A 26,996-nucleotide genomic window follows, 5' to 3' on the forward strand; every position below is an offset into this window, starting at 1 on the left:
CAAACGATCAGTGAAGTTCACGGGCAGGTTCAAATCGCAGAGGCGCAACCACCGATACCGGCATTCGGTTCAAGCTGCGATCTGACCGAGGACGACATCTGTGTCCCGAACGTGAATAGCAAACGAAAAGATCAATAAAAACAATCAAGTTTGCTCGCGATTGACCACCTTTATCGCCGTTTGTTCACGGGGTTTCGGTGGTCAACCGGTGGTCAGCTTGCCCGAGGGATGACACGCCTTCGAAATGCATCGAAAGGCGCCGTGCATCGCGCAATGGCGCGAGCAGGCGGCCGGAATGGTCGTCAAGGTGATCGCCACGAGGTGCACGCCTGTCGAACAGCCGCCAAATCAGCGCGCCTTTCCTGGTGATCCCAAGGTCTTTGGTCAGACTAGACCAACTTCGCGTCCAGCGTGATTGTGGCGTTGAGCACCTTGGACACCGGACAATTCTTCTCGGCCTCGTCAGCGAAGCGAGCGAAGCCCGCATCGTCGAGATTCGGCACCTTGGCGCGCAAGGTGAGTGCCGACGTGCTGATCTTGAATCCCTTGCCTTCGGGCTCCAGCGTGACCGCGGCCTCCGTCGAGAGCTCGGTAGGCGTAAAGCCCGCGCCTTGGAGACCGAAGGCCAGCGCCATCGTGAAGCAGCCTGCATGGGCAGCCGCGATCAACTCCTCCGGATTGGTCCCCTTCTCATTCTCGAAACGGGTCTTAAAGGAATAGGGAGTCTCGGCCAGCACGCCGGAATCGCTGGAGAGATAGCCGTTCCCGTCGCGGCCGGTACCGTGCCAGACTGCTTTTGCCTTACGGATCATGTGACGCTCCTTTCCTATTGCTGTTCACGGAGAGATTTGATGTAGGTCTTTCCTTAAGGATAAGACTGCTCCTTGCGTCCTTGCTACCATGCCGTCCGCAGTTCGGGTGTGGTGATGTCCCAGTCGGGCCGGCATTTCCTCGTGACGGCATCCGAATTTGCGTCCTCGGGGCGAGTAAGCGTTGTGTAGATAAAATCCGTCGCTGAGAAAAACAATCTCGATCGGACATTTGGCAAGACGAGAATATGATTGTCTAACGACCGGAGTGCCCCGCCAGCCACAGGCGTGCTCCCAATGTAGACGATGCAGACGCCGTGGTCCCTTAGCCGTCTCACGGTGTCGAAGAGAAGCTCGGCCTCGCTGCCCGAGATGACGGCGGTCGGTTCGTCGAGCACTAGAAGCTTTGCTTCGCCCACCAATGCCTTGGCGATCTCCACCATCTGCTGATCGGCGACCGTCAGGGATTTTACCTTGGCGCGCGGATCGAGCGAATGTCCGAGTCGCGTCAGGATCGCGCGCGCACCTTCCTCCAGAGCTCGTCTGTCGACGAAACCGAATCGGTCCAGAGGCTCCATCGAGGCCAATAGCGATCTCGGCGAATTTGAGACCTTTGACGTTTGCCTTGGCACTGTACTTGTGTGTGCAAGCCTGAGCCCTGAAATTCGATCTCTCTCAGGCTTCCAGAGTGCCCGAAGCTCGTGGTTGACACCGCGTTCTCTGGCAGTAATACAGCGGAAATGGAAGCTCTCAATCAGCTCACCTCGCCAAACACCTTGAGTTGAACCCTGCAGAACCGCATAAAGGCCCTGGTTGTCCGGGGCCCTTTTCTTTTCAGCGCTGATAAGTGTGATGGGCGGCACAGTCAACACGGCCTGGTGTTCTTAGAACTTCATGATCCAAGACACACTTTGCTGAGCCCGATGGGGACGCCGATGACCATCATCTTCCTGACAATCGCGTGTGCCGCCGTACTCAGCCCGCTGCTCTATTGGGAAGCGCACCACGCCAAGGTTCAGCCAACCGCCTTTCCCAACCTGTAAAGGAGAGCAGACCATGAACGACCGCGAGATGGCGAGGGATTGACCCATGATCCCGAGAGATTGCATTCCGATCGGCCACGTCCCGCCATTGCCGCGCATCGATCTGTACGGCCCGCGCAAGGGTCCTGCGGACGCCGCTGGTGAGCGTTTCTCGTACAGCCCCACCTATTGCGACCATGTTTGGAAACAGGTCAGGCGGACGGCCGAGGGCACATGCGCGCCGTTCGGAGATGCCGCATGAACGACCGCGACCATCGCGACCAGCTACCGTAGAAAAATTTTGCTGGCAAAAGCCCGCTAACGTCGCAGCGCCGCCGCGCTCGGAAATTCGGGAAATGCTTATTTTTTGACCCTCCCCCGTCGAAGTCCCGCGGCCCGCTCCGGCGCTTCGCACCGCGGAGTAGGTAAGGACAGGGTCCGCAATACAAGCGAAACCAAATAGACGATACTCAACATTCCTCCGAAACCAAATCGACGATACTCGACGTTCCTACGAAATCGAGCGGAGTCATGATCGGTACTGCCACCACAGAGGCGGTGAGCTTGCTCAGTATCAACGACAACGGGAGAATTCAGATGCCGACTAATTGTCTCGCCCAGTTGCTGGTAACGACGCGACGAGTTACCCCAGACGATACCCAGCGGCATCAAGAGCAAACGGCCATAGCGCCACGCAAGTCTAATATTCTCGCCCGGTTGCTGGTAACAACGCGAGACGTTACCCTTGAGGATACCCCCCGCGTCCTCCGTCACTGCGACTTCCCCGACAGCAGCGCCAAGCACGAGTTGCAAATGGCCGCTTGATATTGGGCTCGGGGTCGGTTGGCACCATCATCACGGTGGTGTCGACCTGACCACGGCCAGACGGCCTGCGCTGGGACGGCGCTGATGCGTCGGCGGCCTACTTGCTTTGGCGTGTATAACAAGCAATTGGCTTCAAATCACAAGAATTGATTGCCAAGTCTGTCGTAGTGGGTTGCGGAGTTATCCCTCGCGGCAGGCATTTTTCCAGATGTATCGCTACCTATGGCTTGGTCTTGCGGCTGTCAGCCTATCGGGTTGCGCTGGTAGCCTAGCCGGAACTGCTTTTGCCTTACGGATCATGTGACGCTCCTTTCCTATTGCTGTTCACGGAGAGATTTGATGTAGGTCTTTCCTAAGGATAAGACTGCTCCTTGCGTCCTTGCTACCATGCCGTCCGCAGTTCGGGTGCGATGATGTCCCAGTCGGGCCGGCATTTCCTCGTGACGGCATGCGAAGTTGCGTCCTCGGGGCGAGTAAGCGTTGTGTAGATAAAATCCGTCGCTGAGAAAAACAATCTCGATCGGACATTTGGCAAGACGAGAATATGATTGTCTAACGATCGGAGTGACCCGCCAGCCACAGGCGCGCTCCCGAAGACCCGAGATCCACCCAGCAGTGGAAAGATGTCCCTCGCGGGACGATGGATGAGGTGAGTTCGCATGTCCGCTTGAACCTGCCGTTCATACTGACGACAAGGCCGCGCGAAAGATTGTACTACCTCGTCCTCGAATCCCATGATGGAAGGGCCCTGGTACCGATTCCGAAGAGAAGCGCGAGCCCGTGAGCGAGATCGACACTGCAGTGGCGGACAGTCTGAAAGTGCTTGACCGACGCTCTGGGCCAAGAAGAGACTCAGAGCGTGCGGTAGGGTTTCAGTCGACCAGCAGGCGTCGGCAGAACCGCCCGGCACCGAATGCCTGCTCGACCCACCGTCGCGGTCATCTCCTTGGCACCATAGGTCCGGCCAACAGATTTGCCGCTGCTTCGTCCTGTCAGGGCGTCCCGCAATTCTTCATCAGGCGTGGTGCGCCGGAGTGCGTCCTGAAAGCCATAGCGGAAGCTGTGGTACACCTTGTTACGGTCGTTGATGCCCACGTGATTGCGCAGATAGCGGCCCCACCACTTAGACCAAGCGCTCAGGGCGCCCTTCTGATCAGGAGCAACGGTGGGAAACAGCCACGCCTTGTCGCCTACCTTGCGCCGGCACGCCACGTACTTCAGGAACCCAAGGGCGACGAGCTGAGGGTGGACAGGCACGACACGCTCGGACGTCTTGGTCTTGAGGCGCCGTCCCGCCTTGATGTCCCGAGAGAACCACATGAGCGGAATGCCCGTTTCCTCATCCTCGCGCACGTCAGACACACGAAGGCCGGCGTACTCTGCTTGGCGGGCCCCCGCGAACAACGCGAGGAGCGGCAACCACACCCCCGCATCGCCCTTGGCTCCCGTAGGCAGCTTATGCTCGGTGAAGAGCGGTGCGTCGAAGATAGTCTGGAGGTCGCGAGCGTCGAACGGCTCTCGCTCCGACTGCTCCTCCTCAAGGCGCATCTCCGCGAACGGATCCGCCCATGGTACATCGTCGGGGACAAGCCCGTGGTGGTGGCCCCAACCGGCTATCGCTTGCACGACCCCCAGCTGCTTATTGACGGTGCCTGCGGACACCTTTGGGGCGGTTGGGTGCGCGCGGCCGTAATCACTCAGCTCTGGCAGCGACGCCTTCAGGAGCGGGCCTTTGCGCACCTTAGGCACCAACTGCAACGCTTCGCGATATGTGCGAGCGTGGGACCGCCTCATCTGCAAGAGGGAAAGGTTGCCGTGCAGCTGGATGAACATCTCCACAGCCCGGCTGTACTCGTGCAGAGTACCCTCGGGGCGCTCGCGCTCTTTCTTCCAGCCTTCGAAGGCTTCGCGTAACGTGCCCCCCTGTTCTCCTATAGGAGCCTCAGGGAGCGTATAGGCGGATGTGTCCGCCGTTGTGTCCCGATCCGCCGAGCCGTTGGGAGGTCCGCTGATGCGCGCGAAGTCCGGTCACAGGGACCGGAAAAACGCTTGGGCGGGGCGCGCTGGGAGCCTAACGGGATCGGCATTGAGCCGGATCAACTGCTCTAAGATCAGTCTTTGCTACAAATACCTGCTGGGGCATTTCAGGCCAGCCAAGGCCGACGCCGCCCGACCAAGATACTCGGTTGGAGCGGCGTTGTGCATTTGCGGCGAACCTGTGCGCGCTGGCGCGGCCTGCGCCGCGCTGTACGGCCTTCCTATCGCCTTGCCCCGGACGCCTGTCCCCCTGGCAATAGCGCCGCGCTCGATGCAGGCGTGTCGGGCACACTTGACGCAGCGCAATTGGCTCACGCGGAAACTGTAATAATCGGTCCTCACAAATTGGCGTATGATCCTCACTGCTCGCCTGCAAGCGGGTGTGCCTATGAACAGACCGATCCTCGAAACGCACGCCGAACGTGAATTTCTGCTCGGACAGCTTTCGCTCGAAGATGGCCGCCGTGTTCGGGAGACCATGCAAGAGCAAGCCGTAACGGCAGAGCAGGCCATTCGGATGCTGGGCATCGGGCAGCCTGTTTTAGGCTTCGTCTTCTCGACCGCCGAAGCCCCCGAAGAGCGCGAGTTCTTGCTTAGCCAGCTATCTGCGCACGAGCGCACGTTGGCCGAGCGAGCCCTTGCTCGCAACCGTGAATTGACACACGGCCAGTGCATGGCACAAATCCGCAGGGCTGCCGAACCCAGACAGACGGCCATGACCAACCTACCGCTCAGTCCACGCGAGAAGCAACTCCTGAGGCGCTTTGCCGCCGGGAAAACGGATGCTCAGATCGCCGAGCGGCTCGGTGGCACCGCAACGCAGGTCGCAGAACAGCGTGTCCGCCTACTTCAAAGGCTGAAGATCAGCGCGCCGGACGAGATCGTCGACGCAGCCGAGCGACTGGCTAGCTGGAGAACCTACAGAGGCGTGACGTAGGTCCCCGGGTGGACGCGCTCCGGGTAGGAAGTGCGGGGTACACGGGACCTTAGCCCAGACAACCATCGCCGCTAGTGCCTCGGTCAAGGAGATGAGCGCGATTGTTATCGCGCGACACGGCGCGTTCATCAAATGGGAGGCGACGACCTCTCAGCTAACTTTCTCACTGGCTTCGAACGCGGCATCAGGACATCGAGCTGATGGGGAGTAATGGGCATGCCACCGAACGTCAGTATGGGCGGAGCTGCGCGCTCCTCAACGTGAGCCGCTCCCAACACTGCGACTTGGTGGGACGTGATCGGAAAGCCCGTTACTTCAAAAGTAGGACCGTATGTGTACTGGAATTCAAAAGTAGGACGGTATGTGTACTCGGTGGCTGTAATGCTCGTTCCGCCGCCGATGGCGGCAATGGCAGTTGCGATCAAGAACAGATTTTTCATAGCGGTAATGATCCCTTTCTTTGATCAGAGACACTCTCACTATGAATTTCGTTTTCATTGCTTTGGGACAAATTCATTTCCGAATTATCTGCTAGCGCGAGTGACTATCAACTGCATTGCCAAAAGGGAAGCGTCCGTCGCCGACGGCTTTCCAGTATCGCCTAAGAGACGCCGGGAGTGGACGCCACCGGTCCCCACTCGGTCGTCCGGGTCCTCTGGGGCGCGTGGAAAATGCGGGGTACGCGAGACCGCCCCTATCGAGAATATCTGCCGCGAGAAGATCCGTGGTTGCAGTTACAAGAACGCGGTGCGCTTCATCGCCGCGAAATGACGCGATTGGCCGATTGCCGACCATTTGAACTTCGAATGGCCTCTAGAGCGTGATGGTGTACCCACCGTCAACGACGATTTGCTGGCCCGTAACGTACGATGCTGCATTCGATGCAAGAAAGACAGCCGCACCGACGAGGTCGCGCGGTTGTCCCCAACGTCGTAAAGGCACTCTGATATTGAGCCGCGTCACGAACTCCTCACTCTTCAAGATGGTAGCGGTAAGCTCCGTTTCAAAATAGCCGGGGCAAATGCCATTGCACGTAATGCCGTGATGGCCGAGTTCGATTGCGAGAGAACGAGTAAGGCCAATAAGTCCACTCTTTGAAGCGGCATAGCCGTGAATTCCAGCTCTGGCGATTATGCCTGCTATCGACGTTGTAAAGATAATTCGCCCACGTCCTTGCTGGCGCATCGGTTTAGCGGCTTGCTGGGCAAGACTAAAGCAGGACCTGAGGTTGATAGCCAGTATCCGATCCCAGTCCGAAAGTGTCCAATCATCCAACGGCATGCGATGGACGATGCCGGCATTGGCGACCAAAATGTCGAGCCGGCCATATCGAGCAATGACGGTCTCGATGGCACCACATGCTGCCTGATGGTCGGTCACGTCGAAAGCCGACTTATCTGCTTTCAGCCCACGCTCTCGTAAGGAATTCACGACCGCGTCGAGCGTGACCGCGTCCCGGCCATTGAGCAAAACTGTGGCACCTGCTTCGGCGAGGCCGTCGGCCATAGCGAGGCCAAGTCCACGCGATGCGCCGGTCACGAGCGCGATCTGACCATCAAGCGAGAACAACGGACTTTCGTTGGCCATTTTGCATACCCCAGCCTGAGGTGATCTTCGCCCGCGCCCAAATTTCGCGCAAGAGGTCCGCTGTGGGTCTTGGCTGTGTGAAAAGGCCAAGACGCTTGTGAGCGAAGTTGTTCGTTCAGGGCGGTTTTAGCACTCAGGTCCACAAGCGGCTTCAACTTTGACGACAGACTGTCGAGCCAGCGGCAGGTCCGGGCATGGTCCGCTATGCCGCCGGAAGCGAAAGTGAGCTATCCTGCGGCAATGCAGTAGGACCGATACAAATGCCTGAGACCATTACAGTTGATGGCCCACCCGCCGCCGAGGGAGCTGCGACCGTCAGCGCGTCAGCACTGGCGCTGCACCTGGATTGCAACCGAACGTACATCGACAAGCTCGAAGCGGAAGGTGTGATCGAACGCCATGGGCACGGCTTCCCGCTCGACGAATGCCGCGTCGCCTACCTGCGATACTTGCGGCGCGAGAAGCGGCAATCGCCGCGCAGCGAAGCAGACGCCGATCACGTCAAGGCAAAGACCGAGATGCTGCAACTGAGGCTGATGGAAAAGCGGCGCGAACTGGTGCGCCGGGAGGATGTCGATGCGCTGATCGATCAACTCGCTGGTGTCACGCTGACCGCCCTGTCGAGCATGCCTGCGCGGTGCGCGCCGGGTGGCGATCTGGCGACCCGGCGCAGCATCGAGCGGGTTGTGTTTGAGGTGCGCACGGAAATCGCAAACCTCTGCCTCCAGAAGGCCGACGAGAGCGGCGAGCCGCTCGACCCGTGACCATCGACCGCGCCTTCGGGCGTTTTCTCGCTCTGGAAGTGCCCAAACCCCTGTGGTTTGATGCCCAAAGTGCATCAGCGAGGGCCTCCGTGGCGGGCGGGCGCGTCGAGCGGCGATTGGCGGCGGTGCTGGCGGCGGATGTCGCCGGTTATTCCCGGCTCATGGGGGCCGACGAAGTCGGCACGGCCCGAGCAGTCCGCGAGCACCGCGTCGTCATCGATGCGCTGGTAGCAAGGCACGGCGGTCGTCTCGTGAAGTCCACGGGGGACGGTGTGCTGCTTGAGTTTCCCTCGGTGGTCGATGCAGTCGAGTGCGCAGTTGCTGTTCAGGCAGTGATGGCCGAACGGAACGAAGTGGTGCCGGTTGATCGCCGGATGCTTTTCAGGATCGGGATCAACCTCGGGGACATCCTGATCGAGGGTGACGACATCCTCGGGGACGGTGTCAACGTCGCGGCAAGATTAGAGGGCATCGCGGAGCCCGGTGGTATCTGCATCTCGTCATCCGCCTACGAACAGGTTCGCGAGAAGGTCGCGGTCGAGTTCACTGATCTTGGCGAACAGACGCTCAAGAACATCGCGCGGCCAGTCCATGCTTATGCGGTTGGTGTTCGTGCGAACGGCGCTCAGCAAACCAGCCCCCTGACAGCTTCTGCTCCGCACCTGTCCATCGTGGTGCTACCGTTCGCGAACATCGGCGGCGATCCCGAGCAAGAATACTTCGTGGACGGGGTGACCGAGAGCCTGACCACGGATCTGTCCCGCATCTCGGGTGCGTTCGTGATCGCGCGCAACACGGCGTTTACGTTCAAGGGCAAGGCCATCGACGCAAAAAAGCTGGGGCGCGAACTGAATGTCCGCTATGTGCTTGAAGGCTCGGTGCAACGTGGCGGCGATCGCCTCCGGGTGAATGTGCAGTTGATCGATGCCGAAACGGGTAACCACCTGTGGGCCGAGCGTTTTGACAAGCCTGTTGCCGACGTTTTTGACATGCAGGATGAAATCGTATCGCGGCTCGCCAACGCTCTAAATGCCGAACTCATAACAGCTGAGGCCCGACGCTCGGAACGTTCATCAAATCCCAACTCGATGGACTTGTACTTTCAGGGCAAGGCTTGGTGGAACAAAGGGCTTACTCCAGAACATATGGCAAAGGCGCGGAGCCTTTTTGAGCGTGCGTTATCGCTCGACCCTCTAAATATCGAAGCAATGGTGGTGTGGCGAGTGTTGATTTGGCGGTTCCGGGGGCCTTCATAGCCGGTGATCGCGCTGCAAGACTTGCTATGGCAGAAACAACTTTAATGAAGGCATTGTCCCGCGTGCCGAACCATGCGTTTGCCCATATGCTCTTGGGCGCCGTTCAAATGTATACGAACCGCGCGGCTCAAGGCTTAGCGGAATGCGAACATGCGTTGGCACTGGACCGTAATTTGGCCGACGGACACAGCTTCATTGGTCTCGGTAAGTACTTCGTGGGGCGTGGTGAGGAAACCGAAGCCCACATCCGTGAAGCGATCCGCCTCTCTCCTCGCGATGTCGTCGCTTTCCGCTGGTTTCTGGTGGCCGGGTTCGCGAAACTTCAGCTATGTCACGATGCTGAGGCCGCAAGCGCGCTACTCCGGAGTATCGAGGTCAATCGAAATTATCCCATCAGTCATATTTCTCTCGCTGCCGCCTTAGCGCTGCTGGGCTCGCTGGACCAAGCGAAGGCCGCAGCAAAGGCAGGGCTTGCACTCGATCCAACCTTCACCATTCGTCGGTTTCACGATGGCGCATCGACCGACAATCCCGCTTATCTCGCTGGGCGTGAGCGCATCTGCGAGGGAATGCGGTTGGCCGGGGTGCCTGAGCGATGAGGTCGAAGCCGGTGCCGGGTCCGCATCAGGTCTACGGCTTCCTGACGACCGCGCCGAATGCGGTCGTTGCGCCGATCCACCCCAAAGCGATGCCGGTGATCCTGACGACCGATGAGGAGCGCGATGTCTGGATGCGCGTGCCCTGGCCTGCGGTCCCCGTGGCGCCGATGTCAGGCCGCTGTTTGAGCCGGCGCGCAGCACATGCCTAACAAAGGCTCAGAGCAGAGACCCGCCGGGATCGACCCGGCGGGTTTCCGGTTTTCTCGCGGTCGCGCGATGTCATTTTAGGCATGGTGTTGTGAATTGGATACAACCTTTGCGACGAACTGCGCCTAAGCTGTCTAGCCCGACTCTGGGGTTGGCGGTGTCCGTCGTGTGAGCTTGCAGGCTTTTTAGAATTTAGTTTTTCAGGTCGTCCAGGATCAGGAAACAAGACATGCGTTCCAAGTTCGCTTTCTCTCCGTCCGACGACGATACTTTCGATGTTGTCGGGCAGGCGATCCATGCAAGCTTCCTTCCCGCAGATGCGGGCTTCGGTGGAAGCCACTCTTCCGTGAACCACGGGACTGGATCTGGCAGCGGAGCGACCGGCTCCTCCTCCACGGTCGTGGTAAACTCCGGCGGCATCACCTTTGATCTGATTTTCGACGCGGCGGCGATGGCCGCGCCCCAAAGTTTCCAGACCGGAATCGAGCAGGCCGCCTCCATTTTGAGCGCGTCGATCTCCGATCAGATCACTGTCAATATCAAAATCGACTACAGCGGCACAGGTGGCGGCGCCGCCGCGGGCCCTGACACTGGCTACTATGAGAGCTATTCGTCGATCACGTCCGATCTGTTGGCCGATGCGACGCCGGGAGATACTACCTTCAACGCGCTGCCCAGTGGAACGAGCATCCAGGGACAGTCGAATATCGCGGTCTGGAACGCCCAGATGAAGGTTCTGGGCCTAATGAATCCCAACGACACCACCACCGACGACGGCAGCGCGACTTTCGCAACCGACATCAATCCGAACCTGTTGGTCGGCGTCGCGCTTCATGAATTGACCCACGCGCTGGGCCGCATCCCATACGGCACGGCGCCGGATATTTTCGACCTCTTCCGCTATACGAGTCCCGATACGCGGCTGTTCTCGGGCGGCGCTACCGCTCCTGCAGCTTATTTCTCGCTGGACGGCGGCGTGACGAAGATAGCCGATTACGGACAGACGTCGGACCCCAGCGATTTTCTCAACGGCGGCGTCCAGGGTCCCAACGACCCCTTCAACGAATATTATACTAACGGCACGTTACAGACCCTCACCTCGGTGGACCTCAAGCAGCTTGACGCCCTAGGGTTCCATGTTGGGTTGGGTACGGCGCCCAATCCGCCCCCGGTTCTCCCCGATCTTTCCATTAGCGCAGTGAGCCTGACGGGTACCACCGTCCATTTCACGCTGCAGAACAGCGGGCAAGCTTCGGCGGCGTCTTCCACCACCGGTCTCTATCTATCAACCGACAGCGCAATCACCACTTCGGATACGCTGCTTGGCACGTATTCGTCGCCGTCGCTACCAGCCGGCGGTAGCGAGTCGATGGCATGGTCTTTGCCGACGAATCTTTCAGCCGGCACCCATTACCTCGGCGCGATTGCCGACAGCACTTCCACGGTTGCCGAGAGCAACGAGAATAACAACGCCTCGGTCCCGATTCACGTCATCGTCGGCAACGCCGGCGCGAATTCGATTTCGGGTTCTAACGCCATCATGTTTGGTCTGGCCGGCAACGATACGGTCACCAGTAACGGAGGAAACAACGTGATGGTCGGCGGTACCGGCAATGACAAACTTTTTGGCGGGTCCGGTATTGACCAATTTGTGTTCAACGCTACTAACGAAGGTATCGACCAGATTTACAATTTCCACGCAGGGGACTTGGTCGACTTTGCTGCAGCGGGTTTCGGCAACCACCTGGCGGTCGCTGGCGCTAATACCGGAGTGCTCGATCCATCGCATTTTGTTGCGAATGCGACCGGCCCGACCAACACGGCGCAGGAATTCTGGTTCAACACTTCAACCCATACACTCTATTTCGATTCCAACGGCTCCGCGCCCGGCGGACAAGTCGTTATGGCGCATCTGCAGAATAGCTACGTGTTGCACAGCGCCGACATTCTGATCGTTTGATGCAGACTGTCGGGGATGGCGGTGGCGGTAGTGGTCAGCAACTAGCTCTAGTGAGCGACAGTGCGGCCGGCCTCTTGAGCCTGACGGCTGCGCGCGGCGCAGACCCGCGAGCTGAAATGCGTCGTCGTCACGATCACCGGCACCCGGCCGGCGACGTGCTTGAGCGCCGCATCCATCTCCTCTTCGCGCTCGGCATCCGTCAGCACGAACTGTTCGGAAAAATTGGCGAGAATGCAGATGCCATGCGAGCCGGCGTCGATCATAAAGTCGATGCAGCGCCGCTGGCCCTCGAGATCGAGTTCGCCGCGATCGTCGAAGATGGTCGGCGCAACCGGCGGTTCGTCGTGGCCTTCAAGAGAAACCGGCTACAGCGCTAAAGCGTGATGGCATTAGGTCCGATAGCCTGAGTTTTTTAGGTAGTTGGCGCCCTCCTTGGGCGTGAAGAGTGTGTGGCCGATTGCGGCGCAGACCGCGTCGACGGTTCGCGCGGCAGCTTTGCGGAGCAGGTGCTTGAGCTGTGATGTAGCAACCGCGCAGCATCGAGCTGATCACATTCCGCACGAAAGCGGCTCGCGGCCAGCTCGGCTTTGCGCCACTCTTGCCGCTGCCGGCGCTCAATCGCCAACACCTTGCGCGACTCGAATTCCCAGATGATCTTGTCGATCTCGGCGCCGTCCAGGGTGCGCTTGATGCGCAAGATGGTGGACAGCACCATCAGGAGATCGCCATACGGCATCAGCCGATCGCGCGCGGCGACATCGCAGTGCTTCAAGAAGCTCTCAATGGCTTCCTCGCTCTTGCAGATCAGCATCGCCAATTCGCGCGCCTGCCGCAGATCATCGGCCGGCACAGCAGGCTCACCGTCGAGCAGCATGCGTTCCGCCGCCCGGCCGGCGAGGAATTCGACACACTTGGCGTAGACGTTGGCGAAAATATCCGCCATGGGACAGCGATCTTCGCCCGCTTGGGGCATCTCCGAAGCAAGCGCCTCGCGCACGTGCCTCAGTTTTTACCCGTCAGATTCTTCAGCATGGCGTTGGAGGCTTCCTCGGCCTCGGCGAACGTTTTGAAGGGCGAACCGCCGATCTTAATCGCGCCTCTGCTCAGATGGCGCCATGACGCGACATAGCCGAGGCTTCCGTGAAAGCCGGGGCCAGTGGGGCTCTCATGGGCGATCACGAACGAAAAGCCCTCGCTGCGTGCGCTCCATATTTCTATGTGATCGACGGCACGATGGAATTGCAGGGCCATCCTCACCTGTAGCGGATCGCAAATATCAATCGGTTGAAACGCCCCAAGTTTGGACGGATGGCCTCGGCCAGTCCGTCTGAAATCCGACAGACAGACGTTTTTTCAATCGCAGTGTGTGAATTGGGACACTGGCGTCATGGACCGGTGGTGGCAGTTCGGTTGCCGCCCAGCAGCGTCGCCAAGTCCCGCGACTGGCTTTAAGGGACTTCGGACCGCATCGCGGCCGAACGTGCGGCTGAGGCGTTAGCTCTACTCCCTTCTTCGGAAAAATAATTCAGCTATGCGACTGCACCCGCAAACCTAGCCTTAGTGGCTACCGGGGCTGAAGACGTTTGAATTCGTAGCAATCTTGAGCCCCGGGTGCGGGCGGCTATCCCGCCGAAGGTTCTTTGACCTACTTTATTAGATCAGCGCTTTAGACTTTCAGAGGCCGCTTTCGGGCGGCCTTTCTGCTCTGGCATTGGACAGTGGATTGGCATTTCTGTCGGTGACGGGCCGTCGCTCTCGCCGTGCCAACTGCATCGATTTCCGGGAATTCCCCATCGCCGCCAACGACGCGCAGCGATAAATTCACCGGAACGAATACGGGCAACCACAGTTTATAGGTGTTATGGTCAAGCCCTCGCCCGGAATGCGCAGAGTGTTGAGGCAGGCGCACCTCTATGGCCGCCTAATCGCACACAATGGGAAACTGTATTCTCCTGGCGACAACCACCGTTTATGCAGCGAGGAGACCGCAATCGCGATGGTCAAGGCAGGCTGGCTCAGACATCGGGGCGAGGACTATGAGGTTACGCCTGACGGCCTAAGGGCCGATGCGCGCCGCGAATAGCTTGGTCTGACCAGCGCGTCCACCTCACGCAAGGGCCCAATTAAACCTAGGCGATGCCACCCCTTACTCAGCGACGCTGCCTTCAATTTTTCCAGATCACATAGCCCCGACGTGAGCAACAGTTGAAAGAAGGCCCGCGCGCCTTTGTAACTTGCTGCGGAACGCGAAATCTCGCGTCCGAACATAATAGTCTTCCCGGAATGGCATCGCCTTCGGATGGATCGGTTTCCCAATGCGTTGGCCCCGGTGATCCTAACGACCCGATGAACAGCGCGGTGTCTGGATGCGCCGCCAGTTTTCCGTGTGCGAAACGTAGGTCGATCTGGATATTGACCCCTTCGATGTATCCAAGTTCTCGCAGGGAGAGGAAGAAGGATTCCGAATATTCGTTCGGGAGGACGCCGGGTGCCAGATAGCCAAGGCGCGGAATCTTCTTCGGCTGTTGCGCTCTGGCGGCGAGCGGCCATGCAGCCGTACTACCGATCAGACCGATGAACTCGCGGCGCCTCATGGCCGCTCCCAGTCTCAGACACTGCAACTTAGGCTAAGCGAAGATCGCGCCAAGGGGAAACTAGCATCGGGAGCGGTGTCCACGAGGGCAGCCAATGTCTCAGTAGGGTCAAAAGCAGCGGTGCATACGACTATGGATCGGCGTCCGGTATGACGGTAACAGCAGACCTATCCACAACCACGACGCCCAATAGCCCGGCGGCGATCCAATCCCCAATCCATTTGACCACTGGCCGCGACCGGCACTTGATCAGGGCCATGCGCACGCGCCGCCTTCGCGCACACACTATCGCCGCGCGCCAAAAACCCGATGATATGCAATGATCCCCGAATACTTGATCAAGTTTAATGAGGTAATTGCGTCATGGGTGTTGAAGGGCTGAGCGACGAAAGCGTTTTGCGTCTGTACGAAAACATTAAGCAACAGGCTGACAATCTCCATGGAGGCCGTCATCGCCTGATAGGTGAAGCCGCCAAGCAGCAGGCCGAGCGGCTGCGAGAAGAGATCGACCGCCGACGTTTACGGTACAGTCCCATTGATAGGTGAGGCTGGTGCCCTCCATTCGCCCGTAAATTTCTCAAGTGGTCCGGCCGTCGTCGGTCGGGTAGCGGTCCCTTGCCATGCGAGCCCATGAGGCTATCAAGCCAGCTCCAGCGTGCGAGAAGTGCACGCGCGAAATGATGCTCCTCGGACAGTTGCCTTCGATTGGAGAGCGCAGAGCCGTGCGGGTCTACAGGTGCCTTCCCTGCCAGCGGATAACCTCCACGCCTGCTCAGGAATAGTGGGCGTCGCACTCACGTCTCATTGCGCGCCGCGAAGACCTTCGCTGTTCTCGTGCCTTGTCCGTAGTTTAACGGGCGTTGCGCATCGGCATTGTTTGGCATCTACTTCAAATTGAATTTTATGACGACCTAATTTTCAGACAAGAGCGATTCATTGAGCGTCAAAGCCCTGATGGTGACGATCCTCCAGAACCAAATGTCGTTGCGCGGCGTACATTCACTGAACACTTCTGACTACGAAGAAATCGTGGACTTGCTGATTGAGCAGCTCAGAGAGCTTGAACTTCGCTTGGCCGCGCGCGACGCAGCTGACAAGCAAGAGCCGCCGGAGCCTCGTTAGCCGTCTATAACCTCAACACAAACCGCGCCCGCTAGCGGGCGCAAGCGCTTGCGCCGCGTGGGGCGCGGAGGTTGATGCTCGCTTTCTCTGGCCGCGAGGACCCAGGCACTGTCGGCGCTGGCCCCGTCGGGCACTGGCACTATCGGCTCTGCTCCCGTGGCGCTCGTGGTGCGAGAGACCGTCTCGATCAACCCATTCTTGATGTAGACCGGCGCGGGCAGCAAACCCAATTCACGACTGGGTGACACTAACGCAATGGATATCTCGGCGATGCTGTCCAAGTTGAGCTCCGTGCCCGGCCTGAGCCAAACGACTGGTTGGCCTTCCGCAGAGGTATTCCAACGGGGGCCCCTACAACTCTGGATGCGGCTAGCCGAACACTTGCAGAGGAGGTGAGAAATGATCTTGCTCTTGAGCAAGGCTGTCAGGTTGCATTAGCACGTATAGGTAGCTGCGCACGGCGATTGGTAGAGTGACACCGGACCACCCCTAGCCGCAAATTCGCCACCAGCGCTCCCGCTGCTGTTGGGCTTCGCTGACAGGCCAATGCCTAGTTTGATTTTTGCTTCACATATCGGCCGGGCGCCGTTTCGATAACGGGATATCGAGCGTTCCCCGGCTGTGTTGAGGCGGCAACCGTACCGCTGGAGCGGCGCTTCAGCCAGCCGTCCCAGTCGGGCCACCAGCTTCCCGGCGTCTCCTCCGCCCCCTCCAGCCAATCCGTCGCATCGCCCGCAAGTTTGTCACAAGTCCAATAGCTGCGCTTCTTGCGCGCCGGCGGATTGATCACGCCGGCAACGTGACCACTTGCAGCAAGCACGAAGCGCGGCTCCTTTCCAATGAGGTCCTTCGAGCGGTATGCACTCTGCCATGGCACGATATGGTCCTCGCGCGAGGCCAACAGGTAAAGCGGTATCTTGGCTTTGGATAGGTCGACCCGCACTCCGCATTGAGTGGTGGCATTGGGTTCCTTGATCTTGTTATCGAGATAGGTGTTGCGGGTATACCAACAATACATCGGGCCCGGCAGGCTGACGCTGTCGGAATCCCAGTAGAGAAGATCGAACGCTTCGGGCGGAGCGCCCTTCATGTAGCTCTCGACGACGTAGCGCCAAATCAGGTCGTTGGCCCGCAGGGTGCCGAACGTGAAAGCCAGTTCCTTGCCTGGTAAAATCCCGCCGTTCCCGATCGTCGCCTCACGCAGTGCCACCGAAGCTTGGTCGATGAGCAGACCAATCTCGCCCGTATCGGCGAAATCGATCATCGTGGTCAGCAGCGTCATGGTCATAAGCTTTTCTTCTCCGCGTGCCGCCAGCACGCCTGCGGCACAGCTCAGAATGGTGCCGCCGACGCAGAATCCAAGCGCATGAACCTTGTCGACATCAGCAATGTCGCGCACGACATCGATCGCTTTCAAAGGCCCCAACATCAAGTAATCATCCCACGTCAGATATTGCGTCTCAGCGACTGCGCTGCGCCACGAGATGAGGAAGACTTGTTGGCCCTGAGCAACGGCATATTCAACGAACGAGTTTCCTGCACCGAGGTCGAGCAGATAGTATTTGTTAATGCAGGGCGGAACGATCAGTAGCGGCGTTTTTTCGACCTCGGCCGTCTGCGGGGTATATTGAATGAGCTGGATCAGCTCATTCTCGAAAACCACCGCTCCCGGGGTACTTGCAAGATTGCGACCGACCTCAAAAGCGCTTTCGTCAACCCTCGTGATACGCCCCTTCTGGAGATCCTCGATCAGGTTTTGCATCCCGTCTGTCAGACTCTTAGAACGCGTTTTGATAGCAGTACGAATCACCTCCGGATTGGTCGCGGGGAAGTTCGCAGGGCTCATTGCATCGATGAATTGTCGAGCGTAGAAGCGAAGTTGAAGTCGTGATTTTTCGTCGATTTGTGCCTGATCGACAAAGTCGGATAGTTGCTTCGAGCTCAGTAAATATGTCTGTTTGAGAAGATCGTAATATGGCGAGTGGCTCCAGGCCTCGTCCTTGAAGCGCCGATCGCCGCGCTGGGATCGTCCGGATGCGTCATCGTTCCGCACGGATCCGCCGTTCAAAAAGCCACGCCAAAAATCCAGCACAGGCAGCCAGTACTGTTGCTGCAGGCCCACTGCCACGGCGAAAGTGGACCTCTTCTCATCTTGCTCCGGTTTGCCATCAACACCCATGGTCGCAGCAAGCGCTTCGTCAAACTGTTTGGCAGTCTGCTGGCCGACTTTCATCAGGCTTTCGAGATAGGCGGACGGACTGCCTTGCAAGGACGGGCTGTTCATTTGCACCTCCTACGAATGGCATCGCTGGCGGCCGATCATAATTCTCGTCGTGAATATTAGCAGTGTGTTTTTCCCGCGCGGATCTCCTTGGCTTTGTTGCAGCGCAGGACAACTAAGCAGCCTCGGGTTGACATAGATCAACTGTCTCGGTTGCCGGTCGCACAACCTCGAAAGAGGAAACGCATTTTAGGGGAACGCTGGCGCGCAGGCCAGATACCGGCGGTGCAGTGCTGGAGCATCTTGCCGCACCAGGCCAACTCCTGACACCGTCAGGTGACGCATCATGGATCATCCGCTCAGACGCCCGGAAGAAATTCTCGCCTATCGGCCGCTGAAACAGATTCTCAAGGTGGGAACTGTGTTTACCGTTGGTCCGAAAGATAACGTGCTGACGGCGGTGCGGCTCATGGAAGAAAAGAACATCGGCTTTCTCGTGGTTCTGGAGAAGGACGCAATCACCGGCGTTCTCTCAGAACGCGACTGCGTTCGGCGCGTTTTGCTTGCCGGAAAGTCTCCAGAAGGCACTTTGGTAGCGGACATCATGATCCGGGATGTTGTCAAAGCCAATCTTGAGACTACGTTCGCTGATTGCCTGAGGCTTATGCACACGCATAGCATTCGTCACCTGCCGGTTCTCTATCAGGGCAAGACGATGGGCGTGATCTCGATTCGTGACCTGTTGCGCGAGGCGGTAGAACATCACGCCAAGGTCATCAGCGAGCTTGAGCGTGAACGAATGCAGATGCTCACGTCAACAGCTTGAGCAAGCCTGGATCCGCCGGCTTGAGGTTAGAAAAGGAGGGTCGCCATGAATCTCCTGATCGTGCTGGGCGCTCTTGTCTTTCTCATGTTTGTTGCCTACCGCGGCTACAGTGTGATCCTGTTTGCCCCGATCGCCGCGATGGGCGCTGTGTTGCTGACCGATCCCTCGCTGGTCCCCCCGCTCTTTTCCAGCGTCTTCATGGAGAAGATGGTCGGCTTCGTCAAAAATTACTTCCCGGTCTTCATGTTGGGCGCCGTCTTCGGCAAGGTTATCGAGCTGTCGGGTTTTTCCAAGTCGATCGTATCCGCGGTGATCGGAGTCCTTGGTCGGGAGCGGGCAATGCTATCCATTGTCGTCGTCTGCGCGATCTTGACTTACGGCGGCGTGTCGCTGTTCGTCGTGGTGTTCGCAGTGTACCCGTTCGCGGCCGAGATGTTCCGCCAGGGCGGCATTCCAAAACGGCTTATCCCCTGCACAATCGCTCTCGGGGCATTCAGCTTCACCATGGATGCATTGCCGGGAACGCCGCAAATTCAAAACATTATCCCGTCGACGTTCTTCAACACGACAACGTGGGCGGCGCCGGTTCTGGGGCTCATTGGTAGCGTTTTCGTTTTTGTCGTCGGTCTCGGCTATATCGAAAACCGCCGCCGTGCCGCGCAAAAGCAGGGGGAAGGCTACGGAACGGAGCTTGTGAACGAACCAGAGCTCTTCGAAGAAAAGGAATTGCCGAACCCGTGGATCGCGCTTTCGCCACTGGTCGTGGTGGGCGTCATGAACTTCGTTTTGACGCAGCTGGTGCCCCGCGCCTATGGCGCAAATCATGAGGTAACGCTCGGCGGGCACGCGATCGTGACGAAGGTTGGTCCGCTGGCGGCCATCTGGGCCGTCGAGGGCGCGTTGCTTCTTGGCATTTTGACCGTATTCGCCTTTGCCTGGCGCCCCGTGCTTGCAAAGTTTGCGGACGGCAGCAAGGCCGCAGTTTCTGGGGCTCTACTTGCCGCGCTCAATACCGCATCAGAGTATGGGTTCGGCGGAGTGATTGCTCTGCTTCCGGGCTTTGAGACGGTTGCCGCCGCACTCAGGGCAATCCCCAATCCGCTTGTCAATGAGGCCGTCACCGTGACGGTGCTTGCCGGTATTACCGGCTCGGCTTCCGGCGGCATGAGCATTGCCCTTGCTGCCATGTCCGATGAGTTCATTGCCGCGGCTAAGGCGGCAAATATCCCGCTGGAGGTGTTTCATCGCGTCGCGGCCATGGCAAGCGGTGGCATGGACACCCTGCCCCACAACGGTGCGGTCATCACGCTACTTGCCGTTACGGGCCTCACCCACAGGCAGGCCTACAAGGACGTGTTCGTGATCACGATGATAAAAACTGCGGCGGTGTTTGTTGTGATCGCGTTTTTCTATTTGACTGGAATCTACTGAGGACGCTGCCTAGGGATCGAAAGCCAAAAATAGCCGTGAAGACCAGTCTGCGGCAAGTGCGCGCCGAGAGACTTGAAAGCCTGAGGAGCGACCTATGTCGGTTCAGCCCAATCGAATAACGCTTGCGCCGGTGAAGGCGCTCGACAGCGGAAAAATCGTCAGCGCACAGGAAGCAGCAAGCCTCATCCGAGACGGTGACACGGTTGCCACAGGCGGCTTTGTCGGCATTGGCTTCCCTGAGGAAATCGCCGTGGAGATCGAGACCCTCTATCTTGCAAAGGGTGAGCACCCGGCTCCAACCGGCAGCAAACCTGGCAATCTAACACTGATCTACGCCGGCGGTCAGGGTGACGGTAATCAACGCGGGCTCAACCATTTCGGCCATGAGGGCCTCGTGCGGCGGGTGATTGGCGGGCATTGGGGGCTGGTGCCAAAGCTTCAGAAGCTCGCAATCGCCAACAAGATCGAGGCGTACAATCTACCGCAGGGCGTGATCTCGCACCTGTTTCGCGACATTGCAGCGAAGCGCCCAGGGCATCTCACCCGGGTGGGGCTTGGAACGTTTGTCGATCCTCGCAACGGGGGCGGCAAGATCAATGAACGAACCAAGGAAGATCTTGTCCGTCTTATCAGTATCGATGGTGAGGATTTCCTGTTTTACCGCGCGTTCCCGATCGATGTTGGGATTATCCGCGGCACCACCGCCGATCCTGACGGTAACATCACGATGGAAAAGGAGGCGTTGACACTGGAGGCGCTCGCCATCGCCATGGCTGCACGCAATTCAGACGGCCTGGTCATTGCCCAGGTGGAGCGGATAGGCGAGCGCGGCTCGCTCAACCCGCGACAAGTCAAGATTCCCGGAATTATGGTCGACTGTGTGGTCGTCGCCAAGCCGGAGCATCACTGGCAGACATTTTCCGTTCAGTACGACCCGGCGTTCAGCAGCGAAATCCGAGCCCGAGTCGATTCGATCGCGCCCATGGAGATGAGCGAACGAAAGATCATCGCGCGGCGCGCCGCGCTTGAACTCAGCGTCAACAGTGTCGTCAATCTCGGCATTGGCATGCCCGAGGGCATCGCGAACGTCACCAACGAAGAGAAAATTGCGGACCTCATGACGTTGACGGCCGAACCCGGCGTCATCGGAGGCGTCCCCGCCGGCGGTCTCAATTTCGGAGCGGCGGTCAACGCCCAGACGGTGATCGATCAGCCCTATCAATTCGATTTCTACGACGGGGGTGGCCTCGATGCAGCCTTCCTTGGGCTCGCACAGGCCGATTCCCAGGGCAACCTGAACGTCAGCAAATTTGGACCGCGGCTGGCTGGCGCGGGCGGGTTCATCAATATCAGCCAGAACGCCAAGAAGCTCGTGTTCGTCGGCACATTCACGGCAGGCAAGCTCGCAGTGGCTATCGACAACGGAGGCTTGCGAATCCTCAACGAAGGCGCCTCGGCGAAGTTCGTCAGCGAGGTCGAGCACCGGACATTCTCGGGCCCATACGCAGTCCAGCGTGGGCAGCCCGTCCTCTACGTGACCGAGCGATGCGTTTTCAAATTAACACCGGACGGCCTCGAACTCATCGAAATTGCTCCAGGAATCGACGTCGAGCGAGACATCCTGGCCCGGATGAAATTCCGGCCGATCGTGCGCAATCCGTCCACCATGGATAAGCGCATCTTCGCGCCCGGCCCCATGGGACTGCGCGATCAATTGCTCCGCATGCCAATCGCGCAGCGGTTCTCCTACCACCCCAATGACACTCTGTTCTTCGTCAACCTCGAAGGGCACAGCATCCGCAAGCACGAAGATGTCGAGCAGGTTCGCCTCGCCGTGGAAAGCAAACTGGCGCCAATTCCCCACAAGGTCTACGCGATCGTCAACTACGACAACTTCGAGATTTATCCGGACATCATCGACGAATACACCGCCATGGTCCGGGGGCTCGTCGACCGCTTCTATTCGGGCGTCACGCGCTACACGACCAGCAGTTTTCTGCGTGCCAAGCTGGGTGACGCGCTCAAACAGCGCGCCTTGTCGCCACATATATTCGAAACCGCGGCGGAGGCCTCCGCGCATCTCGCATCTGAACGGAAGTCGGCCTGACGTTCCTGGATAGTCTAGTCGACGACGTGATATCCGCCGTCGATATAGATCGTATCGCCAGTGATGAGCCGCGCCACGTCATGTGCGAGAAAGGCTGTCGCCGCGCCGACGTCCTCGATGCTCACCAGACTTCTCGCCGGAGCCTTGGCTTTGGCCTTTTCGAGCAGCTTGTCGAATTCGGGGATCCCTGATGCGGCTCGGGTCGCAAGGGGACCTGGGGAGATCGCGTGCACGCGAATACCTTTCGGTCCCAGCTCCGCGGACAGGTATCTGACCGCGCTTTCAAGGGCCGCCTTGGCAACGCCCATGATGTTGTAGTTTTTCACGACGGTCTGGCTGCCGTAATACGTCATTGTAAAGAGCGTTCCGCCCTTTTTCATGAGCGGTTCGGCCAGATGGGCCATCCGAAGAAACGTCCAGCATGACACCTGCATCGTCGTCAGGAATCCATCTAGAGATACATCGGCAACACGTCCCTGGAGTGCCTGTTGAGGCGAGAATGCGATGGAGTGCACGACGAAATCCAGCTTGCCCCATTCCTTGGCGATGCGCTCGAACACCGCCTCCATCTGCCCATCCACGCGGACGTCGAGCGGCATCACGATGGAAGATTCGAGCGCACGCGCCAACGGATCGACGTGTTTCTTGGCCTTGTCGTTCAGATAGGTGACAGCGAGCTCGGCGCCGAAGGCGCGGAATGCGGCGGCGCAGCCCCAAGCTATCGATTGCTGGTTGGCAATGCCAACGACGAGCCCCTTTTTGCCCTCCAGCAGCTTGGCCTTGACGGTAGGAATCAACCGCGCCTTGCCATTCCTCGGTATCTCGAGGGGCTCGCCACGGGCGTACCTTTCAGCAGCCTGCTTCAGTGTGGTGAAACAAGTCCGAACTGCGAACAGGTTGGCGAGTCTGCTTCAGCACGCGGGACATGCTGCCATCACCGCACGCGCACTCCCAAATTTCCCCGTCAAACTGTTCATTATCGATCAGTGCGAACGTTGCCCAAGCCGGCGTCTGGAAAAAGTCCGGTCCGTTGAGGTCAGCGAACCTCTTCGTTGTCGGCTTGAAGCCGCCGTTCAGATTGTAAGTGAGATCGGTCACGCGGGATCTCCTTGCTGGAATAGGCAGAGTATCAGACTCGTTGATCTCGCAATTCCGCAAGGAGCTTTGGTGAGTCAAATTGACTCACCCCTTCCCCCATCAAGCATTACGAGCTTCCGATGGCGACCTGCTGGGCTCTTGGTCGCAATATCCAAATGCTCATCGAAATGGGAAATTTTGCTGGGGCGTGTACTAATTAACTCGCGGATGTCCGAGGGCTAAGCGGAAATATTCCGCTCGGTCAGAGTATTACCGGTTTTGACCCCAACCCCGACATTGCATTGCACACACAGAGGCCACACCATGTGCTAAGCTAGGTGGAGCGATTGGAGGCCGGAGATGAGGTGCCTGCGCATATACGCAACGCCTGACGGGGAGTCCCATTTTGGAGAAGTCGATATCGCAATGACGACGACGCCGGCGTTTCCCAACGAAGCGCCGTTTGAACTTTCGGCTTACTACCCAGCGTCACGCATCCGTTTTGCTCACATCCCCGCCGGGGTGCGCGAAGCGGGCTTTCACACGCCCCCGGATCGACTCCTCGCAATATGGCTGGATGGCCACGTGGAATTTGAAACGAGCGATGGAGAGGTGAGACGCCTTCCGGCGGGAAAAGCTGTTCTCGTCGAGGATACGCACGGGAAAGACACATCTCGCGCCACCCCGAGGAAGGACAGAACGTTATCACAGTCATACTGCCGAACGGCCTTGATTAGTCGGCTTCTGGCCCGTCGCATAGAGTGCGGGTGGCCTGATTACGTCAGAATGTGGGGACAGAGCAGACCGGCGGAGAACAGGCCCGATCGACGCGATTGACCACTTCAGACATCGGCAACCCAGCAATATTCACTGCGGCGGCACCCGCACGTCTTTCAAGTTCGAGTTTCGACAGTTTAACTGTCGCGCTGCAATCCTTGGAGGCCCGCATGCACCGGCGTGATTTCATCGGGCTGATCGGCGCGACCGCCTTGAGTATTCCTCGACCGGGCTATGCCCAGAAGAAAACGGACATGCCGTTGGTCGGTTTTTTGCTGGTGCAAAAGCTGGAGACCTCAAACTCTAAAGATAGAATTACCATGCTCCGGAAAGGCACTTCAGGAGGAGGGTTTCATCGAAGGGACGAACTATTCCCTTGCCGTGCGGTCCGCCGAAGGAGACCCAGATCGTTTTCCTCAGCTTGCTAGGGAATTGGGCGCGCTCAATGCACGCGTCATCGTCGTGAATGGCTCTCTCTATGGCTTGGTAGACTCAGTGTTGTGCACGGAAGGGTCATACCGCGGACAAAAGACACCGTCGAATATTGTGCGTCAGTGCGAAGTATTTCACGAGTTTCGTCGATCTTTTCCAGCGCTGCCGCTTGTTTTCTGCAACGTTGCTGCCGACCTCGTCGCGCTAGGCATAGTCCCAAGCTATACGCACCCGGGCGGGTTGCTCACCGGAAACGTGATGAACGCAGCCGGTGGCGAAGAAACGGTGACCCAAAAGCGGATCGGGTTCTTCAAGGAGCTTGTCCCAAATCTGGTGCGCCTCGGCATGATAGCGCCCGCCAACGGGGTGTTGGCGATGCAGGAGAAAGATGCGCTGCAAAAAGTGTCCGCCCAGTTGGGCTTTGAGGTCGTTCACTACGATCTCAGCACCTTTGACGATCTGGACAGCGCCGTTGCAGCGGGTCTTCGGGATGACGTGAGCGCGTTCTACATCTCGGGCGAGCCTCTGATGAGCGTTGATGTTTCACGCGTTATAAATTCCGTCACAGCCTCCGGAAAGCCGAGTGTCGCTCCCTATCCGTTCTGGGGACAAGCCGGACTTCTGATGAGCTATGCGCCCGACCCGCTCGATGGTGTGCATCATGCGGGCACCTATGCCGGGAAAATATTGCATGGCGCGAAGCCCGGCGATCTCCCGATCGAGCAGGCGAGCAAGTTTACCCTCGTTATCAACCTTAAGACCGCTAAAGCGCTCGGCATTAGCGTGCCTCCCACGTTGCTGGCAGTCGCCGACGAGGTGATCGAATAGCACCCGTTGTACCGCGATGCGTGCGTCCGGAAGTGGCCCTTCTGCGACCTCGGGCGATGTCCGCTTTTCCGCCGCTATCAGGGTAGAGTCGAGATGTGGCGCGGTGGCTTTAGGCTGAGCATATCTGTTGCCGCCTCTTTCGTCTGGCGGTGCCTTAGTAGTTCGACCATGACTCCGTTTCCACATCCCGCTCATCGAACCGGACGTGCGGAGCTACCGCATCCGGCTCTCGGACAAGACTTCACGCCTTCACCCACGGCACGTCACGTCCAAGCGCAGTTAGGCGTACGAGACCGAAGTACCCGTAGAGGTGCGAGAGTGGATAAGTCCCGCCCTTGCGTCGCCTGACCTTGTGCTTGATGCGCAACCACCGGCGCAACCGCACAGCGGTGTAGTTGTCGATCGCGCGGTACGCCTTGTTGACGGTGCCTACACTGAAGTAGTTCGCCCATCCGCGCACCGTGCGGTTCAACTTGCCCACCAGCTCTGTGGTTTGTTGCCATGTCCCCATTCGGTCCGTCAGCGCATGGATTTTCTCGACCATACGCTTGATGCTCTTCTTCGATGGCCGGTATCCCAGGCGCGCCTGGCCGGTTCTCGCTGAGTACATCCACCCGAACGAGTAGCCCAAGAAGTCGAACTCCTCTTCCGGGACCTTGCAGATTCGTGTCTTCTCCTCGTTGACCGTCAGCTTCAGCTTTCCCATGATCTCGCGCAGTCGCGACAAGGCCTCTTCGGCTTTGCCCCGCCTGCATAGGATCACGAGATCGTCGGCATAGGTCACGATGCGAGTGCCGAGGCTTCGCTCGAGACCGAGCATCTTCCATCCCAACACAAACCGGCGCATGTAAAGATTCGCCAGCAGCGGTGAGAGGGGTGAGCCTTGCGGGATGCCGCGCCGGTTGTCCCGGGCTTCGGTCGTCCGTTTCTTCCTTCCTCGATCATCGGTTTCTTCCACGGGACATTCCAGCCACATCTTGATCAGATGCAGCACGCGCCGATCAACAATCCGGCGCGCTACCGACTTGAGAAGTTCGGCATGCGGAATGCTTCCGAAGTAGTCCGCGAGGTCGGCGTCAACGACTTCCGAGTGACCACGGAACAGTTGCGCTTCCACCTCGACCACCGCCTGTTGGGCATTTCGCCCGGGACGGTACGCGTACTGTTCGGGTGGAAGATCGGCTTCGAAGATCGGTTCTAGCACCAGCATCGTTGCCGTCATCAGACTCGATCACGCAAGGTCGAGATGCCTAATGGCCTGAGTTTGCCATTGGCCTTCGGTATGTACACTCTTCTGATAGGGTCCGGTCGATACGTCTCCTGCCTGAGCGCAAGCGCCAGTTCGCCAAGCCACCGCTGCGTCCCGTACGCCTCGATGTCCGCGAAGTCCTGACCATCTACACCCGGTGCGCCCTTGTTGGAGCGGCACTGGGCGTAGGCATGCGCCAGGATGTCTTCACGGCTGATCTTGTCGTACAGGGCATAGAAGCGATAACCGGCTTCTGCCTTCGCTTTCGCATGCAACGCCGTCTGCAGTTTCTGAACACTCTTCGGAGTTGATAGGTTGCCCAATCTCCC

Annotated in this window: 22 protein-coding genes and 2 pseudogenes; 11 read left to right on the top strand and 13 right to left on the bottom strand. The window is 58.7% G+C overall.

Features of this window, described 5'->3' with window-relative positions:
• Positions 1-389: 389 nt before the first annotated feature.
• From Q3C01_RS32530 to Q3C01_RS32540, 3 genes are all read right to left on the bottom strand, one after another.
• A complete protein-coding gene (locus Q3C01_RS32530) occupies positions 390-812 on the bottom strand; it encodes an OsmC family protein (RefSeq protein ID WP_458149358.1) in 423 nt (140 codons plus the stop codon).
• 83 nt (positions 813-895) lie between these two features.
• Positions 896-1,681, bottom strand: a complete 786-nt coding sequence (locus Q3C01_RS32535; protein ID WP_458149359.1) for an ATP-binding cassette domain-containing protein — start codon at positions 1,679-1,681, stop codon at positions 896-898.
• Positions 1,682-3,508: 1,827 nt separating this feature from the next.
• Positions 3,509-4,489, bottom strand: coding sequence for a site-specific integrase (locus tag Q3C01_RS32540; protein ID WP_458149360.1), 981 nt, complete (start codon positions 4,487-4,489; stop codon positions 3,509-3,511).
• 592 nt (positions 4,490-5,081) lie between these two features.
• Here Q3C01_RS32540 and Q3C01_RS32545 point away from each other — a divergent pair.
• Positions 5,082-5,630, top strand: a complete 549-nt coding sequence (locus Q3C01_RS32545; RefSeq protein ID WP_458149361.1) for a helix-turn-helix transcriptional regulator — start codon at positions 5,082-5,084, stop codon at positions 5,628-5,630.
• Between the two features lie 813 nt (positions 5,631-6,443).
• Here Q3C01_RS32545 and Q3C01_RS32550 read toward each other — a convergent pair.
• On the bottom strand, positions 6,444-7,217 hold the full coding sequence (locus Q3C01_RS32550; protein WP_458149362.1) for an SDR family NAD(P)-dependent oxidoreductase: 774 nt from the start codon (positions 7,215-7,217) through the stop codon (positions 6,444-6,446).
• 260 nt (positions 7,218-7,477) lie between these two features.
• Between Q3C01_RS32550 and Q3C01_RS32555 the strand changes: the two genes are divergently transcribed.
• From Q3C01_RS32555 to Q3C01_RS32575, 5 genes and pseudogenes are all read left to right on the top strand, one after another.
• Positions 7,478-7,981 carry a hypothetical protein gene (locus tag Q3C01_RS32555; RefSeq protein ID WP_458149363.1) on the top strand — a complete coding sequence of 168 codons (504 nt, stop codon included), beginning with the start codon at positions 7,478-7,480 and terminating at the stop codon, positions 7,979-7,981.
• Entirely contained in the window at positions 7,978-9,237 is a 1,260-nt protein-coding gene (locus tag Q3C01_RS32560) for an adenylate/guanylate cyclase domain-containing protein (protein WP_458149364.1), read from the top strand. Before Q3C01_RS32555 ends, Q3C01_RS32560 begins: the two co-directional genes overlap by 4 nt.
• 26 nt (positions 9,238-9,263) lie before the next feature.
• The gene (locus Q3C01_RS32565) at positions 9,264-9,836 is read left to right on the top strand and encodes a hypothetical protein (protein ID WP_458149365.1); all 573 of its coding nucleotides are present in this window, start codon (positions 9,264-9,266) and stop codon (positions 9,834-9,836) included.
• Positions 9,836-10,045 (top strand): annotated as a pseudogene (locus Q3C01_RS32570) (hypothetical protein); the annotation flags it as partial. The gene Q3C01_RS32565 and the pseudogene Q3C01_RS32570, both read left to right, overlap by 1 nt.
• A 227-nt stretch (positions 10,046-10,272) precedes the next feature.
• Complete coding sequence (locus Q3C01_RS32575) at positions 10,273-12,003, top strand: NF038122 family metalloprotease (RefSeq protein ID WP_458149366.1); 1,731 nt, start codon at positions 10,273-10,275, stop codon at positions 12,001-12,003.
• Positions 12,004-12,068: 65 nt separating this feature from the next.
• Here the strand turns inward: Q3C01_RS32575 and Q3C01_RS32580 are convergent.
• The 4 genes and pseudogenes from Q3C01_RS32580 to Q3C01_RS32595 form a co-directional block, all read right to left on the bottom strand.
• Positions 12,069-12,323 (bottom strand): annotated as a pseudogene (locus tag Q3C01_RS32580) (dihydrodipicolinate synthase family protein); the annotation flags it as partial.
• A gap of 92 nt (positions 12,324-12,415) precedes the next feature.
• Positions 12,416-12,946, bottom strand: coding sequence for a hypothetical protein (locus tag Q3C01_RS32585; RefSeq protein ID WP_458149367.1), 531 nt, complete (start codon positions 12,944-12,946; stop codon positions 12,416-12,418).
• Between the two features lie 59 nt (positions 12,947-13,005).
• Positions 13,006-13,254, bottom strand: coding sequence for a hypothetical protein (locus Q3C01_RS32590; RefSeq protein ID WP_458149368.1), 249 nt, complete (start codon positions 13,252-13,254; stop codon positions 13,006-13,008).
• 914 nt (positions 13,255-14,168) lie between these two features.
• Positions 14,169-14,597, bottom strand: a complete 429-nt coding sequence (locus tag Q3C01_RS32595; RefSeq protein WP_458149369.1) for a hypothetical protein — start codon at positions 14,595-14,597, stop codon at positions 14,169-14,171.
• A 936-nt stretch (positions 14,598-15,533) separates the two neighbouring features.
• On the opposite strand from Q3C01_RS32595, the gene Q3C01_RS32600 reads away from it, so the two are divergent.
• Positions 15,534-15,719 (top strand): hypothetical protein, encoded by a 186-nt coding sequence (locus Q3C01_RS32600; RefSeq protein WP_458149370.1) that lies wholly within the window; start codon positions 15,534-15,536, stop codon positions 15,717-15,719.
• A gap of 550 nt (positions 15,720-16,269) precedes the next feature.
• Here Q3C01_RS32600 and Q3C01_RS32605 read toward each other — a convergent pair.
• The gene (locus tag Q3C01_RS32605; protein ID WP_458149371.1) at positions 16,270-18,003 is read right to left on the bottom strand and encodes a PHA/PHB synthase family protein; all 1,734 of its coding nucleotides are present in this window, start codon (positions 18,001-18,003) and stop codon (positions 16,270-16,272) included.
• Between the two features lie 283 nt (positions 18,004-18,286).
• On the opposite strand from Q3C01_RS32605, the gene Q3C01_RS32610 reads away from it, so the two are divergent.
• The 3 genes from Q3C01_RS32610 (at position 18,287) to Q3C01_RS32620 (ending at position 22,304) form a co-directional block, all read left to right on the top strand.
• Positions 18,287-18,766, top strand: coding sequence for a CBS domain-containing protein (locus tag Q3C01_RS32610; protein ID WP_458149372.1), 480 nt, complete (start codon positions 18,287-18,289; stop codon positions 18,764-18,766).
• Positions 18,767-18,811: 45 nt separating this feature from the next.
• On the top strand, positions 18,812-20,197 hold the full coding sequence (locus Q3C01_RS32615; RefSeq protein ID WP_458149373.1) for a GntP family permease: 1,386 nt from the start codon (positions 18,812-18,814) through the stop codon (positions 20,195-20,197).
• A 94-nt stretch (positions 20,198-20,291) separates the two neighbouring features.
• Entirely contained in the window at positions 20,292-22,304 is a 2,013-nt protein-coding gene (locus Q3C01_RS32620) for an acyl CoA:acetate/3-ketoacid CoA transferase (protein ID WP_458149374.1), read from the top strand.
• Positions 22,305-22,318: 14 nt separating this feature from the next.
• On the opposite strand, the gene fabI is transcribed toward Q3C01_RS32620, so the two are convergent.
• A complete protein-coding gene (gene fabI, locus Q3C01_RS32625; RefSeq protein ID WP_458149375.1) occupies positions 22,319-23,101 on the bottom strand; it encodes an enoyl-ACP reductase FabI in 783 nt (260 codons plus the stop codon).
• Positions 23,102-23,153: 52 nt separating this feature from the next.
• Positions 23,154-23,402 (bottom strand): hypothetical protein, encoded by a 249-nt coding sequence (locus Q3C01_RS32630; protein WP_458149376.1) that lies wholly within the window; start codon positions 23,400-23,402, stop codon positions 23,154-23,156.
• A gap of 990 nt (positions 23,403-24,392) precedes the next feature.
• On the opposite strand from Q3C01_RS32630, the gene Q3C01_RS32635 reads away from it, so the two are divergent.
• Positions 24,393-25,418 (top strand): ABC transporter substrate-binding protein, encoded by a 1,026-nt coding sequence (locus tag Q3C01_RS32635; RefSeq protein ID WP_458149377.1) that lies wholly within the window; start codon positions 24,393-24,395, stop codon positions 25,416-25,418.
• Between the two features lie 241 nt (positions 25,419-25,659).
• On the opposite strand, the gene Q3C01_RS32640 is transcribed toward Q3C01_RS32635, so the two are convergent.
• Positions 25,660-26,640, bottom strand: coding sequence for a reverse transcriptase domain-containing protein (locus Q3C01_RS32640; protein WP_458149378.1), 981 nt, complete (start codon positions 26,638-26,640; stop codon positions 25,660-25,662).
• The gene (locus Q3C01_RS32645) at positions 26,640-26,990 is read right to left on the bottom strand and encodes a hypothetical protein (RefSeq protein WP_458149379.1); all 351 of its coding nucleotides are present in this window, start codon (positions 26,988-26,990) and stop codon (positions 26,640-26,642) included. Before Q3C01_RS32645 ends, Q3C01_RS32640 begins: the two co-directional genes overlap by 1 nt.
• Between the last annotated feature and the right edge of the window lie 6 nt (positions 26,991-26,996).

Source organism: Bradyrhizobium sp. UFLA05-109, assembly GCF_054185165.1.